This is a genomic window from Leclercia sp. GHBNCSD, assembly GCF_055805075.1.
Genome location: NZ_JBQVYO010000001.1, coordinates 862,708 through 878,139, shown reverse-complemented (window position 1 = coordinate 878,139; position 15,432 = coordinate 862,708). Strand labels below are relative to the sequence as shown.

16 protein-coding genes are annotated in these 15,432 nt (G+C 56.4%); 10 read left to right on the top strand and 6 right to left on the bottom strand.

The window, feature by feature from the left end; all coding sequences use genetic code 11:
- Positions 1 to 6 precede the first annotated feature (6 nt).
- The 4 genes from secD to ACT3IC_RS04270 all read left to right on the top strand — a co-directional run bounded on the left by secD (position 7) and on the right by ACT3IC_RS04270 (position 4,039).
- The gene (secD, locus tag ACT3IC_RS04285) at positions 7 to 1,854 is read left to right on the top strand and encodes a protein translocase subunit SecD (protein ID WP_103178456.1); all 1,848 of its coding nucleotides are present in this window, start codon (positions 7 to 9) and stop codon (positions 1,852 to 1,854) included.
- Positions 1,855 to 1,864: 10 nt separating this feature from the next.
- On the top strand, positions 1,865 to 2,836 hold the full coding sequence (secF, locus tag ACT3IC_RS04280) for a protein translocase subunit SecF (protein ID WP_156653988.1): 972 nt from the start codon (positions 1,865 to 1,867) through the stop codon (positions 2,834 to 2,836).
- 142 nt (positions 2,837 to 2,978) lie between these two features.
- A complete protein-coding gene (locus ACT3IC_RS04275; protein ID WP_156653989.1) occupies positions 2,979 to 3,344 on the top strand; it encodes a VOC family protein in 366 nt (121 codons plus the stop codon).
- Positions 3,345 to 3,358: 14 nt separating this feature from the next.
- A complete protein-coding gene (locus ACT3IC_RS04270; RefSeq protein ID WP_156653990.1) occupies positions 3,359 to 4,039 on the top strand; it encodes a helix-turn-helix transcriptional regulator in 681 nt (226 codons plus the stop codon).
- Between the two features lie 123 nt (positions 4,040 to 4,162).
- Here ACT3IC_RS04270 and ACT3IC_RS04265 read toward each other — a convergent pair whose 3' ends face one another.
- Positions 4,163 to 5,047 (bottom strand): nucleoside-specific channel-forming protein Tsx, encoded by an 885-nt coding sequence (locus ACT3IC_RS04265; protein ID WP_103178460.1) that lies wholly within the window; start codon positions 5,045 to 5,047, stop codon positions 4,163 to 4,165.
- A 261-nt stretch (positions 5,048 to 5,308) separates the two neighbouring features.
- Positions 5,309 to 5,848 carry a SadB/YajI family lipoprotein gene (locus tag ACT3IC_RS04260; protein WP_103178461.1) on the bottom strand — a complete coding sequence of 180 codons (540 nt, stop codon included), beginning with the start codon at positions 5,846 to 5,848 and terminating at the stop codon, positions 5,309 to 5,311.
- Between the two features lie 153 nt (positions 5,849 to 6,001).
- Between ACT3IC_RS04260 and nrdR the strand changes: the two genes are divergently transcribed.
- The 5 genes from nrdR to thiL all read left to right on the top strand — a co-directional run bounded on the left by nrdR (position 6,002) and on the right by thiL (position 9,611).
- Positions 6,002 to 6,451 carry a transcriptional regulator NrdR gene (gene nrdR / locus ACT3IC_RS04255; RefSeq protein WP_103178462.1) on the top strand — a complete coding sequence of 150 codons (450 nt, stop codon included), beginning with the start codon at positions 6,002 to 6,004 and terminating at the stop codon, positions 6,449 to 6,451.
- 4 nt (positions 6,452 to 6,455) lie between these two features.
- The gene (gene ribD / locus ACT3IC_RS04250; protein WP_156653991.1) at positions 6,456 to 7,559 is read left to right on the top strand and encodes a bifunctional diaminohydroxyphosphoribosylaminopyrimidine deaminase/5-amino-6-(5-phosphoribosylamino)uracil reductase RibD; all 1,104 of its coding nucleotides are present in this window, start codon (positions 6,456 to 6,458) and stop codon (positions 7,557 to 7,559) included.
- A 90-nt stretch (positions 7,560 to 7,649) separates the two neighbouring features.
- Positions 7,650 to 8,120 (top strand): 6,7-dimethyl-8-ribityllumazine synthase, encoded by a 471-nt coding sequence (gene ribH / locus ACT3IC_RS04245; protein WP_039032362.1) that lies wholly within the window; start codon positions 7,650 to 7,652, stop codon positions 8,118 to 8,120.
- A gap of 21 nt (positions 8,121 to 8,141) precedes the next feature.
- Positions 8,142 to 8,561 (top strand): transcription antitermination factor NusB, encoded by a 420-nt coding sequence (gene nusB, locus ACT3IC_RS04240; RefSeq protein ID WP_032616814.1) that lies wholly within the window; start codon positions 8,142 to 8,144, stop codon positions 8,559 to 8,561.
- A 78-nt stretch (positions 8,562 to 8,639) separates the two neighbouring features.
- Positions 8,640 to 9,611: a thiamine-phosphate kinase gene (thiL, locus tag ACT3IC_RS04235; protein WP_103178464.1), complete on the top strand. Its 972-nt coding sequence runs from the start codon at positions 8,640 to 8,642 to the stop codon at positions 9,609 to 9,611.
- Positions 9,612 to 9,673: 62 nt separating this feature from the next.
- On the opposite strand, the gene ACT3IC_RS04230 is transcribed toward thiL, so the two are convergent.
- The 4 genes from ACT3IC_RS04230 to xseB all read right to left on the bottom strand — a co-directional run bounded on the left by ACT3IC_RS04230 (position 9,674) and on the right by xseB (position 13,743).
- Positions 9,674 to 10,648, bottom strand: coding sequence for an aldo/keto reductase (locus ACT3IC_RS04230; RefSeq protein WP_156653993.1), 975 nt, complete (start codon positions 10,646 to 10,648; stop codon positions 9,674 to 9,676).
- A 65-nt stretch (positions 10,649 to 10,713) separates the two neighbouring features.
- On the bottom strand, positions 10,714 to 12,576 hold the full coding sequence (dxs, locus tag ACT3IC_RS04225; protein WP_103178466.1) for a 1-deoxy-D-xylulose-5-phosphate synthase: 1,863 nt from the start codon (positions 12,574 to 12,576) through the stop codon (positions 10,714 to 10,716).
- Positions 12,577 to 12,600: 24 nt separating this feature from the next.
- Complete coding sequence (ispA, locus tag ACT3IC_RS04220; protein ID WP_263951277.1) at positions 12,601 to 13,500, bottom strand: (2E,6E)-farnesyl diphosphate synthase; 900 nt, start codon at positions 13,498 to 13,500, stop codon at positions 12,601 to 12,603.
- Positions 13,501 to 13,743, bottom strand: coding sequence for an exodeoxyribonuclease VII small subunit (xseB, locus tag ACT3IC_RS04215; protein ID WP_032616819.1), 243 nt, complete (start codon positions 13,741 to 13,743; stop codon positions 13,501 to 13,503).
- Between the two features lie 193 nt (positions 13,744 to 13,936).
- On the opposite strand from xseB, the gene thiI reads away from it, so the two are divergent.
- Positions 13,937 to 15,385 carry a tRNA uracil 4-sulfurtransferase ThiI gene (gene thiI / locus ACT3IC_RS04210; protein WP_103178468.1) on the top strand — a complete coding sequence of 483 codons (1,449 nt, stop codon included), beginning with the start codon at positions 13,937 to 13,939 and terminating at the stop codon, positions 15,383 to 15,385.
- Positions 15,386 to 15,432 lie beyond the last annotated feature (47 nt).

The following is a 15,432-nucleotide window of genomic DNA, read 5'->3' as shown; positions in this document are numbered from 1 at the left end:
ACTGCCGTGTTAAACCGTTATCCTTTGTGGAAGTACGTCATGCTGGTCGTCGTCATTGTCGTCGGCCTGCTGTATGCGCTTCCCAACCTGTATGGTGAGGATCCGGCTGTTCAAATCACTGGCGCGCGCGGTGTCGCCGCCAGTGAGCAAACGCTGATCCAGGTCCAGAAAACTTTACAAGAAGAAAAAATTACCGCTAAGTCTGTGGCACTGGAAGAGGGCGCAATTCTTGCTCGCTTCGACTCCACCGACACGCAGCTCCGCGCTCGTGAAGCGCTGATGGGCGTGATGGGTGATAAATATGTCGTGGCGTTGAACCTTGCTCCTGCAACTCCGCGTTGGTTAGCTGCTATCAACGCTGAGCCGATGAAACTCGGTCTCGACCTACGTGGCGGCGTTCACTTCCTGATGGAAGTGGATATGGAAACCGCACTCGGAAAACTTCAGGAACAAAACATTGATAGCCTGCGTAGCGATCTGCGTGATAAAGGCATCCCTTACACCACCGTGCGTAAGGAAGATAAATACGGGATGAGCATCACGTTTCGTGACAGCAACGCCCGCGACCAGGCGATGGATTATCTGACCCAGCGTCACCGCGATCTGGTGCTCTCTTCTCAGGGCAGCAACCAGTTGCGTGCGGTCATGACCGATGAACGTCTGAAAGAAGCGCGTGAATACGCGGTGCAGCAGAACATCAACATCCTGCGTAACCGTGTAAACCAGCTCGGCGTGGCTGAACCGCTGGTACAGCGTCAGGGTGCTGACCGTATCGTGGTTGAACTGCCGGGTATCCAGGATACCGCCCGTGCCAAAGAGATTCTCGGCGCAACCGCGACCCTGGAATTCCGTCTGGTGAACACCAACGTCGATCAGTCTGCTGTCGCATCTGGCCGCGTTCCGGGCGACTCTGAAGTGAAACAGACCCGTGAAGGTCAGCCGGTTGTGATGTACAAGCGTGTGATCCTGACCGGTGACCACATCACTGACTCCACCTCCAGCCAGGATGAGTACAACCAGCCGCAGGTTAACATCTCGCTTGATAGCGCAGGTGGTAACATCATGTCTAACTTCACTAAGGACAATATCGGTAAACCGATGGCGACCCTGTTCGTGGAGTACAAAGACAGCGGTAAAAAAGATGCCAACGGTCGTGCGGTTCTGGTGAAAGAGGAAGAGGTGATTAACATCGCCAATATCCAGTCTCGCCTGGGTAACAGCTTCCGTATCACCGGTATCAACAACCCGAACGAAGCCCGTCAGCTGTCGCTGCTGCTGCGTGCCGGTGCGCTGATTGCGCCAATTCAGATTGTTGAAGAGCGTACCATCGGTCCAACGCTGGGTATGCAGAACATCCAGCAGGGTCTGGAAGCGTGTCTGGCGGGTCTGGCGATCTCCATCATCTTCATGGTCTTCTTCTACAAGAAGTTTGGTCTGATTGCGACCTCTGCGCTGATTGCAAACCTGGTGCTGATTGTCGGCATTATGTCCCTGCTGCCGGGGGCAACGCTGACCATGCCAGGGATTGCAGGTATCGTCTTAACCCTTGCGGTGGCGGTTGACGCCAACGTACTGATAAATGAACGTATCAAAGAAGAGCTAAGCAACGGTCGCTCCATCCAACAGGCGATCGACGAAGGCTACCGGGGCGCGTTCAGCTCCATCTTCGATGCGAACGTAACAACACTGATTAAGGTTCTTATCCTGTATGCAGTGGGTACCGGCGCGATCAAGGGCTTTGCTATCACCACCGGTATTGGTGTGGCGACGTCAATGTTTACCGCTATTGTCGGCACCCGTGCCATCGTGAACCTGCTGTACGGCGGCAAGCGCGTTAAAAAGCTGTCTATCTGAGGAGTGCGTTGTGGCACAGGAATATACTGTTGAACAATTGAACTACGGCCGTAAAGTCTGGGACTTTATGCGCTGGGACTACTGGGCCTTTGGCATTTCGGGTCTGCTGTTGGTTCTGTCCATCGCCATCATGGGCGTAAAAGGCTTTAACTGGGGGCTCGATTTCACCGGCGGTACGGTGATTGAAATCACCCTGGAAAAACCGGTCGATATGGATCAGATGCGCGAGTCGCTGCAGAAGGCGGGCTTTGAAGAGCCGCTGCTGCAGAACTTCGGCAGCAGCCGTGACATCATGGTGCGCATGCCGCCAGTGAAGGATGCCAACGGCAGCCAGGAGCTGGGCAGCAAAGTCGTACAGGTGATTAACGAATCGACCAGCCAGAATGCGACGGTAAAACGTATTGAATTCGTTGGCCCAAGCGTGGGTGCAGATCTGGCCCAGACAGGTGCGATGGCACTGCTGGTGGCGCTGCTCTGTATCCTGACGTATGTCGGTTTCCGCTTCGAATGGCGTCTGGCTGCCGGGGTGGTTATCGCCCTGGCGCACGACGTGGTGATCACCATGGGCGTTCTGTCGCTGTTCCATATCGAGATTGACCTGACCATTGTGGCCTCGTTGATGTCGGTTATTGGCTACTCGCTGAACGACAGTATCGTGGTATCGGACCGTATCCGTGAAAACTTCCGTAAGATCCGTCGCGGTACGCCGTACGAAATCTTTAACGTGTCGTTGACCCAGACGCTGCATCGTACCTTGATCACCTCCGGGACCACCCTGATGGTGATCCTGATGCTCTATCTCTTCGGCGGTCCGATTCTGGAAGGCTTCTCGCTGACCATGCTGATCGGTGTCTCCATTGGTACAGCATCTTCTATCTATGTAGCGTCCGCGCTGGCGCTGAAGCTGGGCATGAAGCGCGAGCACCTGCTCCAGCAGAAAGTCGAGAAAGAAGGGGCGGATCAGCCGTCTATTCTGCCGTAAGGCCACGTTTATCGTGTTATCAAAATCCCGGTCTGTTGACCGGGATTTTTTTTGCCTGTTCCTGACAAACACTCCTGACAGTATGCTGTCAGGAGGCCTGTCGTAGACTCCTTCTGAACCCAAACAAGAGTCAGGAGGATGTATGAAAAGTGTGATTAACTGGTTTGAAATTCCGGTCGCAGATATGGATCGCGCCATCAAATTTTATGAGCCGGTAATGCAGGTTTCACTGAGGCGCGAGAAAATGGACTGCGCCGAGCTGGCGGTATTTCCGCATGAGGACCCGGCTACTGGCGGCGCGCTGGCAAAATTTGAGGGGATTATTCCCTCGGTGCAGGGAGCCATTATCTATCTGCATACTGACAATCTGACGGCCACGCTTGACCGCGTTGCCTCTGCCGGTGGCGAGTGCGTATTTGGCCCGCTGACGTTGCCGCGCGGTATTGGTACTATCGCTTTATTTACCGACAGCGAAGGTAATCGCGTCGGCCTTCATCAACCTGCCTGAGAGCCTAAGAAAAAATGACCCGACGCGCTGACCGTTTGTTTCAGATTGTGCAGATCCTGCGGGGAAGACGTCTGACAACGGCAGCGCATCTGGCGGAAAGAGTGGGCGTCTCTGAACGCACGGTCTACCGCGATATCCGCGATCTGTCGCTTTCCGGCGTGCCGGTGGAAGGCGAAGCGGGGAGCGGTTACCGGCTGATGTCGGGTTTTGACCTGCCACCGCTGATGCTCACCAACAAGGAGTCGGAGGCGCTGATGGTGGCGATCCGCCTGCTCAAAACCTGGGGCGGGGAGTCGCTGTCGCGCGAACTGGAGTCGGCCCAGGAGAAAGTGCTGGCGATCCTGCCGGAAGAGAGCCGTCGCAAGGCAGAGCAGACGCGGATCTACGCCCCGGATATTGCCATGCAGCACCACTCCCGCAGCGGGTTTGATCTTATTCATCAGGCGATATCCAGCCAGCGGGTGCTGGCGCTGCATTATCGTGATGAAGCCGGGCAGCTCTCTTCTCGCGAAGTGCAGCCGCTGGGGTTGTTCTTCTGGGGAGAGCACTGGTTGCTGGCGGCGTGGTGCGAGCGACGTGATGACTATCGTTGCTTCCGGCTCGACAGGTGTCTGAATATCACCATGACGGAGAGACGCTTTAGCGAAAGCGCGAACAGGTCGCTGGCCGATTTTTTACGGAAGGTGAAGCAATAAAAAAGCCAGCTTTTAAGCAGGCTTTTTTGCCGGGTGGCGGCTGCGCCTTACCCGGCCTACGGTTTGTGCCGTTAACATGTTTTGTAGGCCGGGTAAGCGAAGCGCCACCCGGCACAAATCATCTTAGAAATTGTAACCCACAACCAGGTAACCACCCCAGCCGGTAGAACGAACGCTGAAGTCACCGTCGCCGAAGTTCAGGCTTGCGTCGTCGTTCCACTGACCACCGTTGTGCCAGTAACGGGCAACAACAGAGTAGTGCCAGTGATCGTAGTTCAGCGCCAGGATGTGGCTGGAGGCGATAGAGTCGTTGGTGCGCGCCTTCTTCCCGTTCAGGTCACGGAAATCGTTGTCGCCCAGATCAGAACCCCAGTCAAAGTTGGTGAAGCCGATATAGCTCAGGTTACCGCCCCACAGCTGGGTGATTGGCACGAAGTATTTCACTTTGAAACGGTAGCCATCCCACTCGTTTTCGTTCGCTGCGCCGTAGTTCTGCCACTGATATTTGGCATAGACGTTCATGGAGAGGCTCATCGGCAGACCGGTGTCGATGTCAGTACCCAGACCCATGTACCAGGTGCTCTGACGGCCAGACTTGTTGCGACCCATGTCGTAGATGTAGTTGTTCGCGAAGTACCACTCTTTGAACGGACCAAACGCCAGGCTGGTGCCGGTCAGCTTGTCGATGGAGAAGCGCGGTTCGATCTCCATGAACAGTGGGGAACCGTGGTTCCAGATACCTTTTGCATCCGTGTTACCACCGAAGAATACCGGCGCATCCATGTAACCATAGAAATCAAACCACTCTTTCTTGGCAAACGCTTCGTATTCCAGGTAAGTATCGTTGCGGATCTGCGGTCCAAAACGGGTGTGATAGCTGCCGACGACGTTAACGCTCTGGTGCCACCAGTCGGAGACGTACTCTGGTTTATCGTTTTCCGCTGCCTGCACAGAGAACGTAGAAGAGAGCGCCAGGAGTGCACCGGCTGCGAGTAATGTTTTTTTCATAATAATGCCACTGATTTGAAATCCCTTGCGGGCGTGAAAAAGGCGCGAATTGCGTTTCTAAATATTTCGTGTTTCTGGGGGCCTATTATAGGAATCCTTGCTCACAAAAATATGTGTTGTTTCACAGATCTCTCACATACGTAATCGATTGCGTTCACGTTTGCGTATTTTTAACGGAGCGGATTGTAATAGCAAACATTTCTGTTGCCAATGTTTGTAACCAAAGAAGGGAGCGGAACGTGAACACGTTCCGCAGGGGGATTATTGCGCGACGGGCTGAATATCGTGGATGCGGATAAAGCCGAGCTGATCGGGCGTCATGCCGTTTAGCTGCAGCGGGATGTCAACATCGCTGGGTGCCAGCACACTGGCCGGAGCATTAATGAGCTGGGTCTGAACGTTCAGCTCCTGGAAGCTGTCGGTCGTGCCCTGAATCTGGCCCCACTCTACGGTGGCGCTAAATGCCGGCAGCGGATCGTTGGATTCGCCCTGGATGCGCAGCGTGGCCCGGGTGCCATCGGCATTAGGCGCAACATTCATCAGCGACATACGCAGCGTGCCGATCTGGCTGTTCAGCCGGGCAGGGGTGTTTGACCCTGGCAGCAGATAGACGCCGCTGGTCGATTTGGCGTTCAGCGCATTCTGCTGGGTGATTTTGACGGTTTCCTGGTTCAGCTTGTTCATGGTTGTGTTCAGCGAACTGATGCTCTGGTTCATCTGACGAACTTCGCTTTGCTGCGCGCAGGCGCTAAGGCTAAAGAGGCTTCCCACCAGCAGGATCCTCAGGTAACGTCTTGTCATGGCACTTATTTCCCTGAAATATCGGATTCTGCTAAGGGTAGTCAACGATGCAGGCGTTCGTATAGATCCTTTATCTCAAAAACGCTCCTTCTTTGTTGTGGAGCCAGTTCGGGGTAAAATAGAGTTCAGTTAACCCGATAGTCAGGACACCGTATGCATTGCCCATTCTGTCTCGCCGTGGATACCAAAGTAATCGACTCCCGACTCGTGGGAGAGGGCTCGTCCGTACGCCGCCGTCGGCAGTGCCTGGTGTGTAACGAACGTTTCACGACTTTTGAAGTGGCTGAGCTGGTGATGCCGCGTGTGGTGAAAAGTAACGACATCCGCGAACCGTTCAACGAAGAAAAACTGCGCAGCGGGATGCTCAAGGCACTGGAAAAACGGCCAGTGAGCGCAGACGACGTTGAAATGGCGCTTAATCACATCAAAACCCAGCTGCGCGCCACCGGCGAACGCGAAGTGCCAAGTAAAATGATCGGTAACCTGGTGATGGAGCAGCTCAAAAAGCTCGATAAAGTTGCCTATATCCGCTTTGCTTCCGTGTATCGCAGTTTCGAAGATATCAAAGAGTTCGGCGAAGAGATCGCCCGCCTACAGGATTAAGCCCATGCTGGATGAGATTTACATGGCGCGAGCGCTCAAGCTGGCGCAACGCGGGCGTTTTACCACCCATCCCAATCCAAATGTCGGCTGCGTCATTGTGAAGGATGGCGAGATCGTCGGGGAGGGTTTTCACTACCGTGCCGGGGAGCCCCATGCCGAAGTGCATGCCCTGCGCATGGCCGGCGAGAAGGCGCGGGGCGCAACCGCCTACGTCACGCTGGAGCCTTGTAGCCATCATGGCCGAACCCCGCCCTGCTGCGATGCCCTGATTGCCGCTGGCGTTTCACGGGTTGTGGCGGCGATGCAGGACCCTAATCCGCAGGTAGCCGGGCGCGGTCTGTACCGCCTTCAGGAGGCTGGGATTGAGGTCAGTCACGGCCTGATGATGAGTGAAGCCGAACGCCTGAATAAAGGTTTTCTCAAGCGGATGCGGACCGGTTTCCCTTACGTGCAGTTGAAACTTGGCGCGTCGCTGGATGGCCGCACGGCAATGGCCAGCGGTGAAAGCCAGTGGATCACCTCCCCACAGGCAAGGCGCGATGTGCAACGTCTGCGCGCGCAAAGCCATGCTATTCTCACCACGCATGCCACCGTGCTGGCCGACGATCCTGCGCTGACCGTGCGCTGGGATGAGTTAAACGCGGATACTCAGGCACTCTACCCGCAAGAGAATTTACGCCAGCCGCTGCGGATTGTGGTCGACCGGCAGAATCTTGTTACCCCTGAGCACCGCATTGTGCAGCAGCCAGGCGAGACCTGGTTTGCCCGCACCCAGGAAGATGACCGCAGCTGGCCGGAAGGCGTGCGCACCATTCTGGTGCCGGAGCATAAAGGACATCTCGATTTAGTGGTGCTGATGATGCTGTTGGGCAAACAGCAGATCAACAGCATCTGGGTCGAAGCTGGCCCGACGCTCGCCGGGGCGCTGTTGCAGGCGGGGCTGGTGGATGAGCTGATCGTCTATCTTGCGCCTAAACTGTTAGGCAACGACGCGCGCGGCCTGTGCGCCTTGCCAGGGCTGGAAAAACTGGCGGATGCACCGGCATTTAGCTTCAGCGAAATACGTCCGGTAGGGCCGGATGTCTGTCTTCACCTGACCACCGCGTAAGGCTTGCCTAAATAGGGAAGCAGTGCGCAAAATATTATGATAAAATCCGCCCCCCTGCGGGGCCACCAAATGAACCCGTTAAGGAAGAGTATGAACATTATTGAAGCAGCCGTTGCTACCCCGGACGCTCGCGTCGCCATCACCATTGCGCGTTTCAACAACTTCATCAATGACAGCCTGCTGGATGGCGCGATTGACGCCCTGAAACGTATCGGCCAGGTGAAAGACGAAAACATTACCGTTGTCTGGGTTCCGGGTGCTTACGAACTGCCACTGGCAGCGGGCGCACTGGCGAAAACCGGCAAATACGATGCGGTAATCGCACTGGGTACGGTGATTCGTGGCGGTACCGCGCACTTTGAATATGTTGCGGGTGGCGCAAGCAACGGTCTGGCGCACGTGGCGCAGGATGCAGAAATTCCTGTCGCGTTCGGCGTACTCACCACTGAAAGTATTGAACAAGCCATCGAACGTGCTGGCACCAAAGCCGGTAACAAAGGTGCAGAAGCTGCACTGACCGCGCTTGAAATGATCAATGTATTGAAAGCCATCAAGGCCTGATTTTTTTGTAAGGGGAATTCCGTGAAACCTGCTGCTCGTCGCCGCGCCCGTGAATGTGCCGTTCAGGCACTTTACTCCTGGCAGTTGTCCCAGAACGACATCGCTGATGTTGAATACCAGTTCCTGGCGGAACAAGACGTCAAAGACGTTGACGTCGTGTACTTCCGTGAACTGCTGTCGGGAGTGGCGACTAATAGCGCGTATCTCGACGGTCTGATGAAGCCGTACCTCTCCCGTCTGCTCGAAGAGCTGGGTCAGGTTGAAAAAGCGGTGCTGCGTATCGCACTGTTTGAGTTGTCTAAACGTGACGATGTGCCTTACAAAGTGGCCATCAACGAAGCGATCGAACTGGCGAAAACCTTCGGTGCTGAAGACAGCCACAAATTTGTGAATGGCGTGCTGGACAAAGCTGCACCTGCGATCCGTCCCCGTAAAAAGTGATCCGCAAGCCGGAGTGTCGTACTGCCTTTGGGTGGTGCGGGCTCCGGTTTTTTTATTTTCTTTGCTGAGGCATAACGTATGGCATGCGGCGAATTTTCCCTGATTGCCCGTTATTTTGACCGAGTCAGAAGCTCGCGTCGCGATGTGGAAACCGGCATCGGCGACGACTGTGCACTTCTCAATATTCCCGAAAAACAGACGCTGGCGATCAGCACCGACACCCTGGTGTGCGGTAACCATTTCCTGCCGGATATTGATCCTGCCGATCTGGCGTACAAAGCGCTGGCGGTAAACGTGAGCGATCTGGCGGCAATGGGGGCCGATCCCGCGTGGTTAACCCTGGCGCTGACCCTGCCAGAGGTCGATGAAAGCTGGCTCGAGGCCTTCAGCGATGCGCTGTTTGAGCAGCTTAACTACTACGATATGCAGCTGATCGGCGGCGACACGACTGCCGGGCCGCTGTCGATGACTCTGGCGATCCACGGTTACGTACCAGCAGGCCGCGCGCTGAAACGCGCTGGCGCGAAGCCGGGCGACTGGATTTATGTCACCGGTACGCCGGGTGACAGCGCGGCCGGGCTGGCGATTTTGCAGAAGCGCCTGATGGTGGAAAACGCCGATGACGCGGCCTATTTCGTGCAGCGCCATCTGCGCCCGACGCCGCGTATTCTGCACGGTCAGGCGCTGCGCGATCGCGCCAGTTCAGCTATCGATCTCTCCGATGGCCTGATCTCCGATCTCGGCCACATTCTGAAAGCCAGCGGCGTGGGCGCGCGGATCGACCTCGATCACTTCCCGCTCTCTGAGGCGATGCGCAGGCATGTGGAGCCAGAGCAGGCGCTGCGTTGGGCGCTCTCCGGCGGGGAAGATTACGAGCTGTGCTTTACCGTACCCGAGCTGAACCGCGGCACGCTGGATGTGGCGTTAGCCAATCTGGGGGCAGGGTTTACCTGTATCGGCCAGATTATGCCGGAGAGCGAAGGGCTGCAATTTGTGCAGAACGGCGAGCCGGTGACGCTCGACTGGAAAGGTTACGACCACTTCGCATAGTTCTGTGCGGCTTGTATTGCCGGGTGGCGCTGCGCTTACCCGGCCTACAAATGCGTTCACATCTATTTAAACCCCACCACCGGATGCTCCTTGTACGGCGTCTCCAGCTCGGCAATCTGCTCCGGCGTCAGAGTGATGTCCACGGCGTTGATCAGCTCATCCAGCTGCTCTTCCCGCGAGGCACCGATAATCGGTGCGGCTACGCCCCGTTTGCTCAGCACCCATGCCAGCGCCACCTGAGCGCGCGTCACGCCAAGATCCTCGGCAACGCCCGTTAAGCGCTCGGCGATTTGCGCGTTGTTGGCCTCGGTTTCGTCATACAGCGTTTTGCCAAACTCGTCGGACACCGAGCGGGCAGTGGTTTCGCCCCACGGACGGGTTAAACGCCCGCGCGCCAGCGGACTCCACGGGATCACCGCCACGCCATGCTGGTAGCAGAGGGGCAGCATCTCCCGCTCCTCTTCGCGGTAGATAAGATTGTAGTGATCCTGCATGGTGACGAACGGTGCCCAGCCGTGCTGTTCCTGTAATGCCAGCGCGTCGGCAAACTGCGCGGCATGCATCGACGACGCGCCGATATAGCGCGCCTTACCTGCTCTGACCACGTCATTCAGCGCTTCCAGCGTCTCTTCAATCGGGGTGTTGTAATCCCAGCGGTGGATCTGCAGGAGATCGACATACTCCATATTCAGGCGGCGCAGGCTGTCATCAATGGAGCGCAGGATCTGCGCCCGGGAGAGGCCTTCCGGCAGATCGCCTACCTGATGGTAAACCTTGGTGGCGACCACTACCTCCTCGCGGCGGGCAAAATCGCGCAGCGCCCGGCCAACAATCTCTTCGCTGCTGCCGTCGGAGTAGCTGTTGGCGGTATCAAAGAAGTTAATGCCGCCTTCGAGGGCGTGTTTGATGATCGGACGGCTGCTCTCTTCCGGCAGCGTCCAGGCGTGTTTACCCCGGTCCGGTTCGCCAAAGGTCATGCAGCCCAGGCAAAGACGGGAAACCTTAAGATCCGTTTTTCCTAATGTATTGTATTGCATGGTTCCACTCCTGCTGTTTGCTTAAAACGTACCGTTAAGCATAGCAGGAGCGGAAAGGGGAGGGATTACGCCAGCCAGGCGGCGATGCGCGCTTCGATACCTGCGGCATCCAGGCCGATGTCGGCGCGCGCTTCGTCCTGGGTACCCTGCGGAATAAAGTGATCCGGCAGGCCGAGGTTCAGAACAGGCACAACTTTACGCTTCGCCATCAGCACTTCGTTCACGCCGCTGCCCGCGCCGCCCATAATCGCATTCTCTTCGAGCGTGATCAGCGCTTCGTGCTCAGATGCCATCTCCAGGATCAGCGCCTCATCGAGCGGCTTCACAAAGCGCATATCCACCAGCGTCGCGTTAAGAGATTCCGCCACTTTTGCCGCTTCCGGCATCAGCGTACCGAAATTGAGGATCGCCAGCTTTTCACCGCGACGCTTAACCACGCCTTTACCAATCGGCAGTTTTGCCAGCGGCTCAAGGGTAACGCCAACCGCGTTACCGCGCGGATAACGCACGGCCGTTGGGCCATCCTGATAGTGATAGCCGGTGAACAGCATCTGACGACATTCGTTCTCGTCGCTCGGGGTCATCACTACCATATCCGGGATACAGCGCAAGAAGGAGAGATCGAACGCCCCCTGGTGCGTCTGGCCGTCGGCACCGACAATACCCGCGCGGTCAATGGCAAACAGCACCGGCAGTTTCTGGATCGCGACGTCGTGGATCACCTGATCGTAGGCGCGCTGCAGGAAGGTGGAGTAGATCGCCACCACCGGTTTGTAACCGCCAATCGCCAGGCCCGCGGCAAAGGTCACCGCATGCTGCTCAGCGATGGCGACATCAAAATACTGGGTCGGGTATTTGCGGGAGAACTCGACCATCCCGGAGCCTTCGCGCATCGCCGGGGTCACGGCCATCAGCTTGCCGTCTTTGGCGGCGGTTTCACACAGCCAGTCACCGAAGATTTTTGAGTAGCTCGGCATGCCGCCGCTGCTTTTTGGCAGGCAGCCGCTGGTCGGATCGAATTTAGGTACCGCGTGGAAGGTGATGGGATCTTTTTCCGCCGGTTCATAGCCACGACCTTTTTTGGTCATGATATGCAGGAATTGCGGGCCTTTCAGGTCACGCATATTTTTCAGGGTGCTGACCAGGCCCAGAACGTCGTGACCATCCACCGGGCCGATGTAGTTAAAGCCCAGCTCTTCAAACAGCGTGCCGGGAACCACCATCCCTTTGATGTGCTCTTCGGTGCGTCGCAGCAGCTCTTTAATGGGCGGCACGCCGGAGAGCACTTTTTTGCCGCCTTCACGCAGGGTGGAGTAGAGCTTGCCGGAGAGTAGATTCGCCAGGTGGTTGTTCAGCGCCCCGACGTTTTCAGAAATCGACATCTCGTTGTCGTTGAGGACAACCAGCATGTCTGGCTTGATATCACCCGCGTGATTCATCGCTTCAAAGGCCATCCCGGCGGTGATCGCGCCATCGCCAATGACGCAGACGGTGCGGCGCTGTTTGTTCTCTTTAGCCGCCGCGACCGCTACCCCGATCCCGGCAGAAATCGAGGTGGAAGAGTGACCGACGCTCAGCACGTCGTACTCGCTTTCGCCACGCCACGGGAACGGATGCAGGCCGCCTTTCTGGCGAATGGTGTCAATTTTATCGCGGCGGCCGGTGAGAATTTTGTGCGGATAAGCCTGATGACCCACGTCCCAGATCAGCTGATCGAAGGGCGTGTTATAGACATAATGCAGCGCCACGGTGAGCTCCACCGTGCCAAGCCCGGAGGCGAAATGGCCGCTGGAGCGGCTTACGCTGTCGAGCAGATAGCGACGCAGCTCGTCGCACAGCTTCGGCAGGCTCTCTTTCGGCAACAGACGTAACTCCTGGGTGGAGTCAACCAACGCCAGTGTCGGGTATTTGGCAATATCAAAACTCATCAGAGACTCATCGTGGTGTTTTCGTTATTTATCACGCTGGATTATATAGTCCGCTAGCGCTTCCAGTGCCGAGGTGTCCAGTGACTGCGCAGCCAGTTGATTCAGCGACTGGCGGGCGTCATCAATCAGGTCCCGGGCTTTTTGTCGGGCTTGCTCAAGGCCCAGAAGGGCGGGATAGGTACTTTTGCCAAGCTGCTGATCGGCACCCTGACGTTTACCCAATGTTGCAGTATCGCCCACGACATCCAGAATGTCATCCTGAACCTGGAACGCTAAACCGATACTCTCTGCGTAGCGATCCAGAATCGGCAGGGCTTCGCGTCCCCGCTCACCCGCGCTCAGCGCCCCCAGACGAACGGCGGCGCGAATCAGTGCCCCGGTCTTGTGACGATGAATGCGCTCCAGCTGTTCCAGATTAACCTGACGGCCTTCTGCCTCCAGATCCAGCGCCTGGCCGCCGCACATACCGGCAACCCCGCTGGCCCTCGCCAGCTCAGAAACCATCGCCAGCCGGTCGTGATCCGCCACTTCCACCATCAGTGCATCGCTCAGGATCGAAAACGCCAGCGTTTGCAGAGCATCGCCAGCCAGAATGGCATTCGCTTCGCCAAACTTAATATGGCAGGTCGGTTGGCCGCGGCGCAGATCGTCGTCGTCCATTGCCGGGAGATCGTCATGGATCAGCGAATAGGCATGAACACATTCGACCGCAGCGGCCGGGGCATCCAGCGTATCCAGGCTGATACCGAACATTCTGCCAGTGGCATAGACCAGAAAAGGACGCAGGCGCTTACCGCCTAACAGTGCGCCATAATGCATGGCCTCAACCAGTGGAGTGTTCTGAAAAGGCTGCGGTTCTATAAAACGGCGCAGTGCGTCGTTAGCACGCTCGACACACGCCTGAAGCTGGTTCGAAAAATCCATCTACTCGGCATCCGGGGTGAAGGGGGTGGTGGCTGCGTCTTCGTTATCGGAGAGCAGGATCTGCACGCGCTGTTCCGCCTGTTGCAGCTTTACCTGGCCCTGGCGCGCCAGCTGCACACCGCGTTCGAATTCATTAAGCGCCTCTTCTAACGGCAGATCGCCGCTTTCCAGACGGGTAACGATTTGCTCCAGTTCACTCAGCGCAGTTTCGAAACTGGCAGGTGCATCGTTTTTCTTCGGCATAGTGAATGTCTGACTCTCAGTTTTTTATCCCTGATATGGTATCGGACTCAGGGTAATTATCAAATAACGCGCAATGTGCACAGGAGGCGCCTGATGGTGGTATACTTGCGCGCCTGGAAGCAGCCTTCGGTTATAGGGGCTGCTGTACTTTTCCATTACAAGCTTAAATGCTTGCCAAAGAAACATTGCCGCCATGAAGTTTATCATTAAATTGTTCCCGGAAATCACCATCAAAAGCCAATCTGTGCGTTTGCGCTTTATTAAAATTTTAACCGGGAACATTCGTAACGTTCTGAAGCACTACGACGAAACCCTTGCCGTCGTGCGTCACTGGGATCATGTTGAAGTCCGCGCTAAAGATGAAAATAAGCGCCTGGACATTCGTGATGCCTTAACCCGCATCCCGGGGATCCACCATATTCTGGAAGTGGAAGATGTTCCGTTCACTTCCCTGCACGACATCTTCGAAAAAGCGCTGGCGCAGTATCGCGATCAGATCGAAGGCAAAACTTTCTGCGTGCGCGCCAAGCGTCGCGGTAAACATGAATTTAGCTCGATTGAAGTAGAACGTTACGTGGGCGGCGGTCTGAATCAGCACGTTGAATCTGCGCGCGTGCGCCTGACCAACCCGGAAGTGACCGTGCATCTGGAAATCGAAAACGACCGTCTGCTGCTGATTAAAGGCCGCTATGAAGGGATTGGCGGTTTCCCTATTGGTACTCAGGAAGATGTGCTGTCGCTGATCTCCGGCGGTTTCGACTCCGGTGTCTCCAGCTATATGCTGATGCGTCGCGGCTGCCGCGTACACTACTGCTTCTTTAACCTTGGCGGCGCTGCCCATGAAATTGGCGTGCGTCAGGTTGCGCACTATCTCTGGAACCGCTTCGGCAGCTCCCACCGCGTCCGTTTTGTTGCCATTAACTTTGAACCTGTGGTGGGTGAAATCCTCGAAAAAGTGGACGACGGCCAGATGGGCGTGGTGCTGAAGCGTATGATGGTGCGTGCGGCCTCAAAAGTCGCTGAACGCTATGGCGTACAGGCGCTGGTGACCGGCGAAGCGCTGGGCCAGGTCTCCAGCCAGACTCTGACCAACCTGCGTCTTATCGACAATGTCTCCGACACGCTGATCCTGCGTCCGCTGATCTCTCACGACAAAGAGCACATCATCGATCTGGCGCGTGAGATCGGCACCGAAGACTTTGCCCGCACCATGCCAGAATACTGCGGCGTGATCTCAAAGAGCCCGACGGTCAAAGCGGTGAAGGCGAAGATCGAAGCGGAAGAGGAGAACTTCGACTTCTCCATTCTTGATAAAGTGGTGGAGGAAGCCTCTAACATCGATATCCGCGAAATCGCCCAGCAGACCGAGCAGGACGTCGTCGAAGTGGAGACCGTTAACGGTTTCGGCCCGGATGACGTACTGCTGGATATCCGCTCCGTTGATGAGCAGGATGCGAAGCCGTTTGAGCCGGAGGGAGTAGAAGTGGCCTCACTGCCGTTCTACAAGCTGAGCACCAAATTTGGCGATCTCGATAAGAGCAAAACCTATCTGCTGTGGTGCGAGCGCGGGGTGATGAGCCGTCTGCAGGCGCTCTATCTGCGCGAGCAGGGCTTTACCAATGTGAAGGTGTATCGCCCGTAGTGGTTGTGCCGGGTGGCGGCTACGCCTTACCCGGCCTGGTCGTGCTT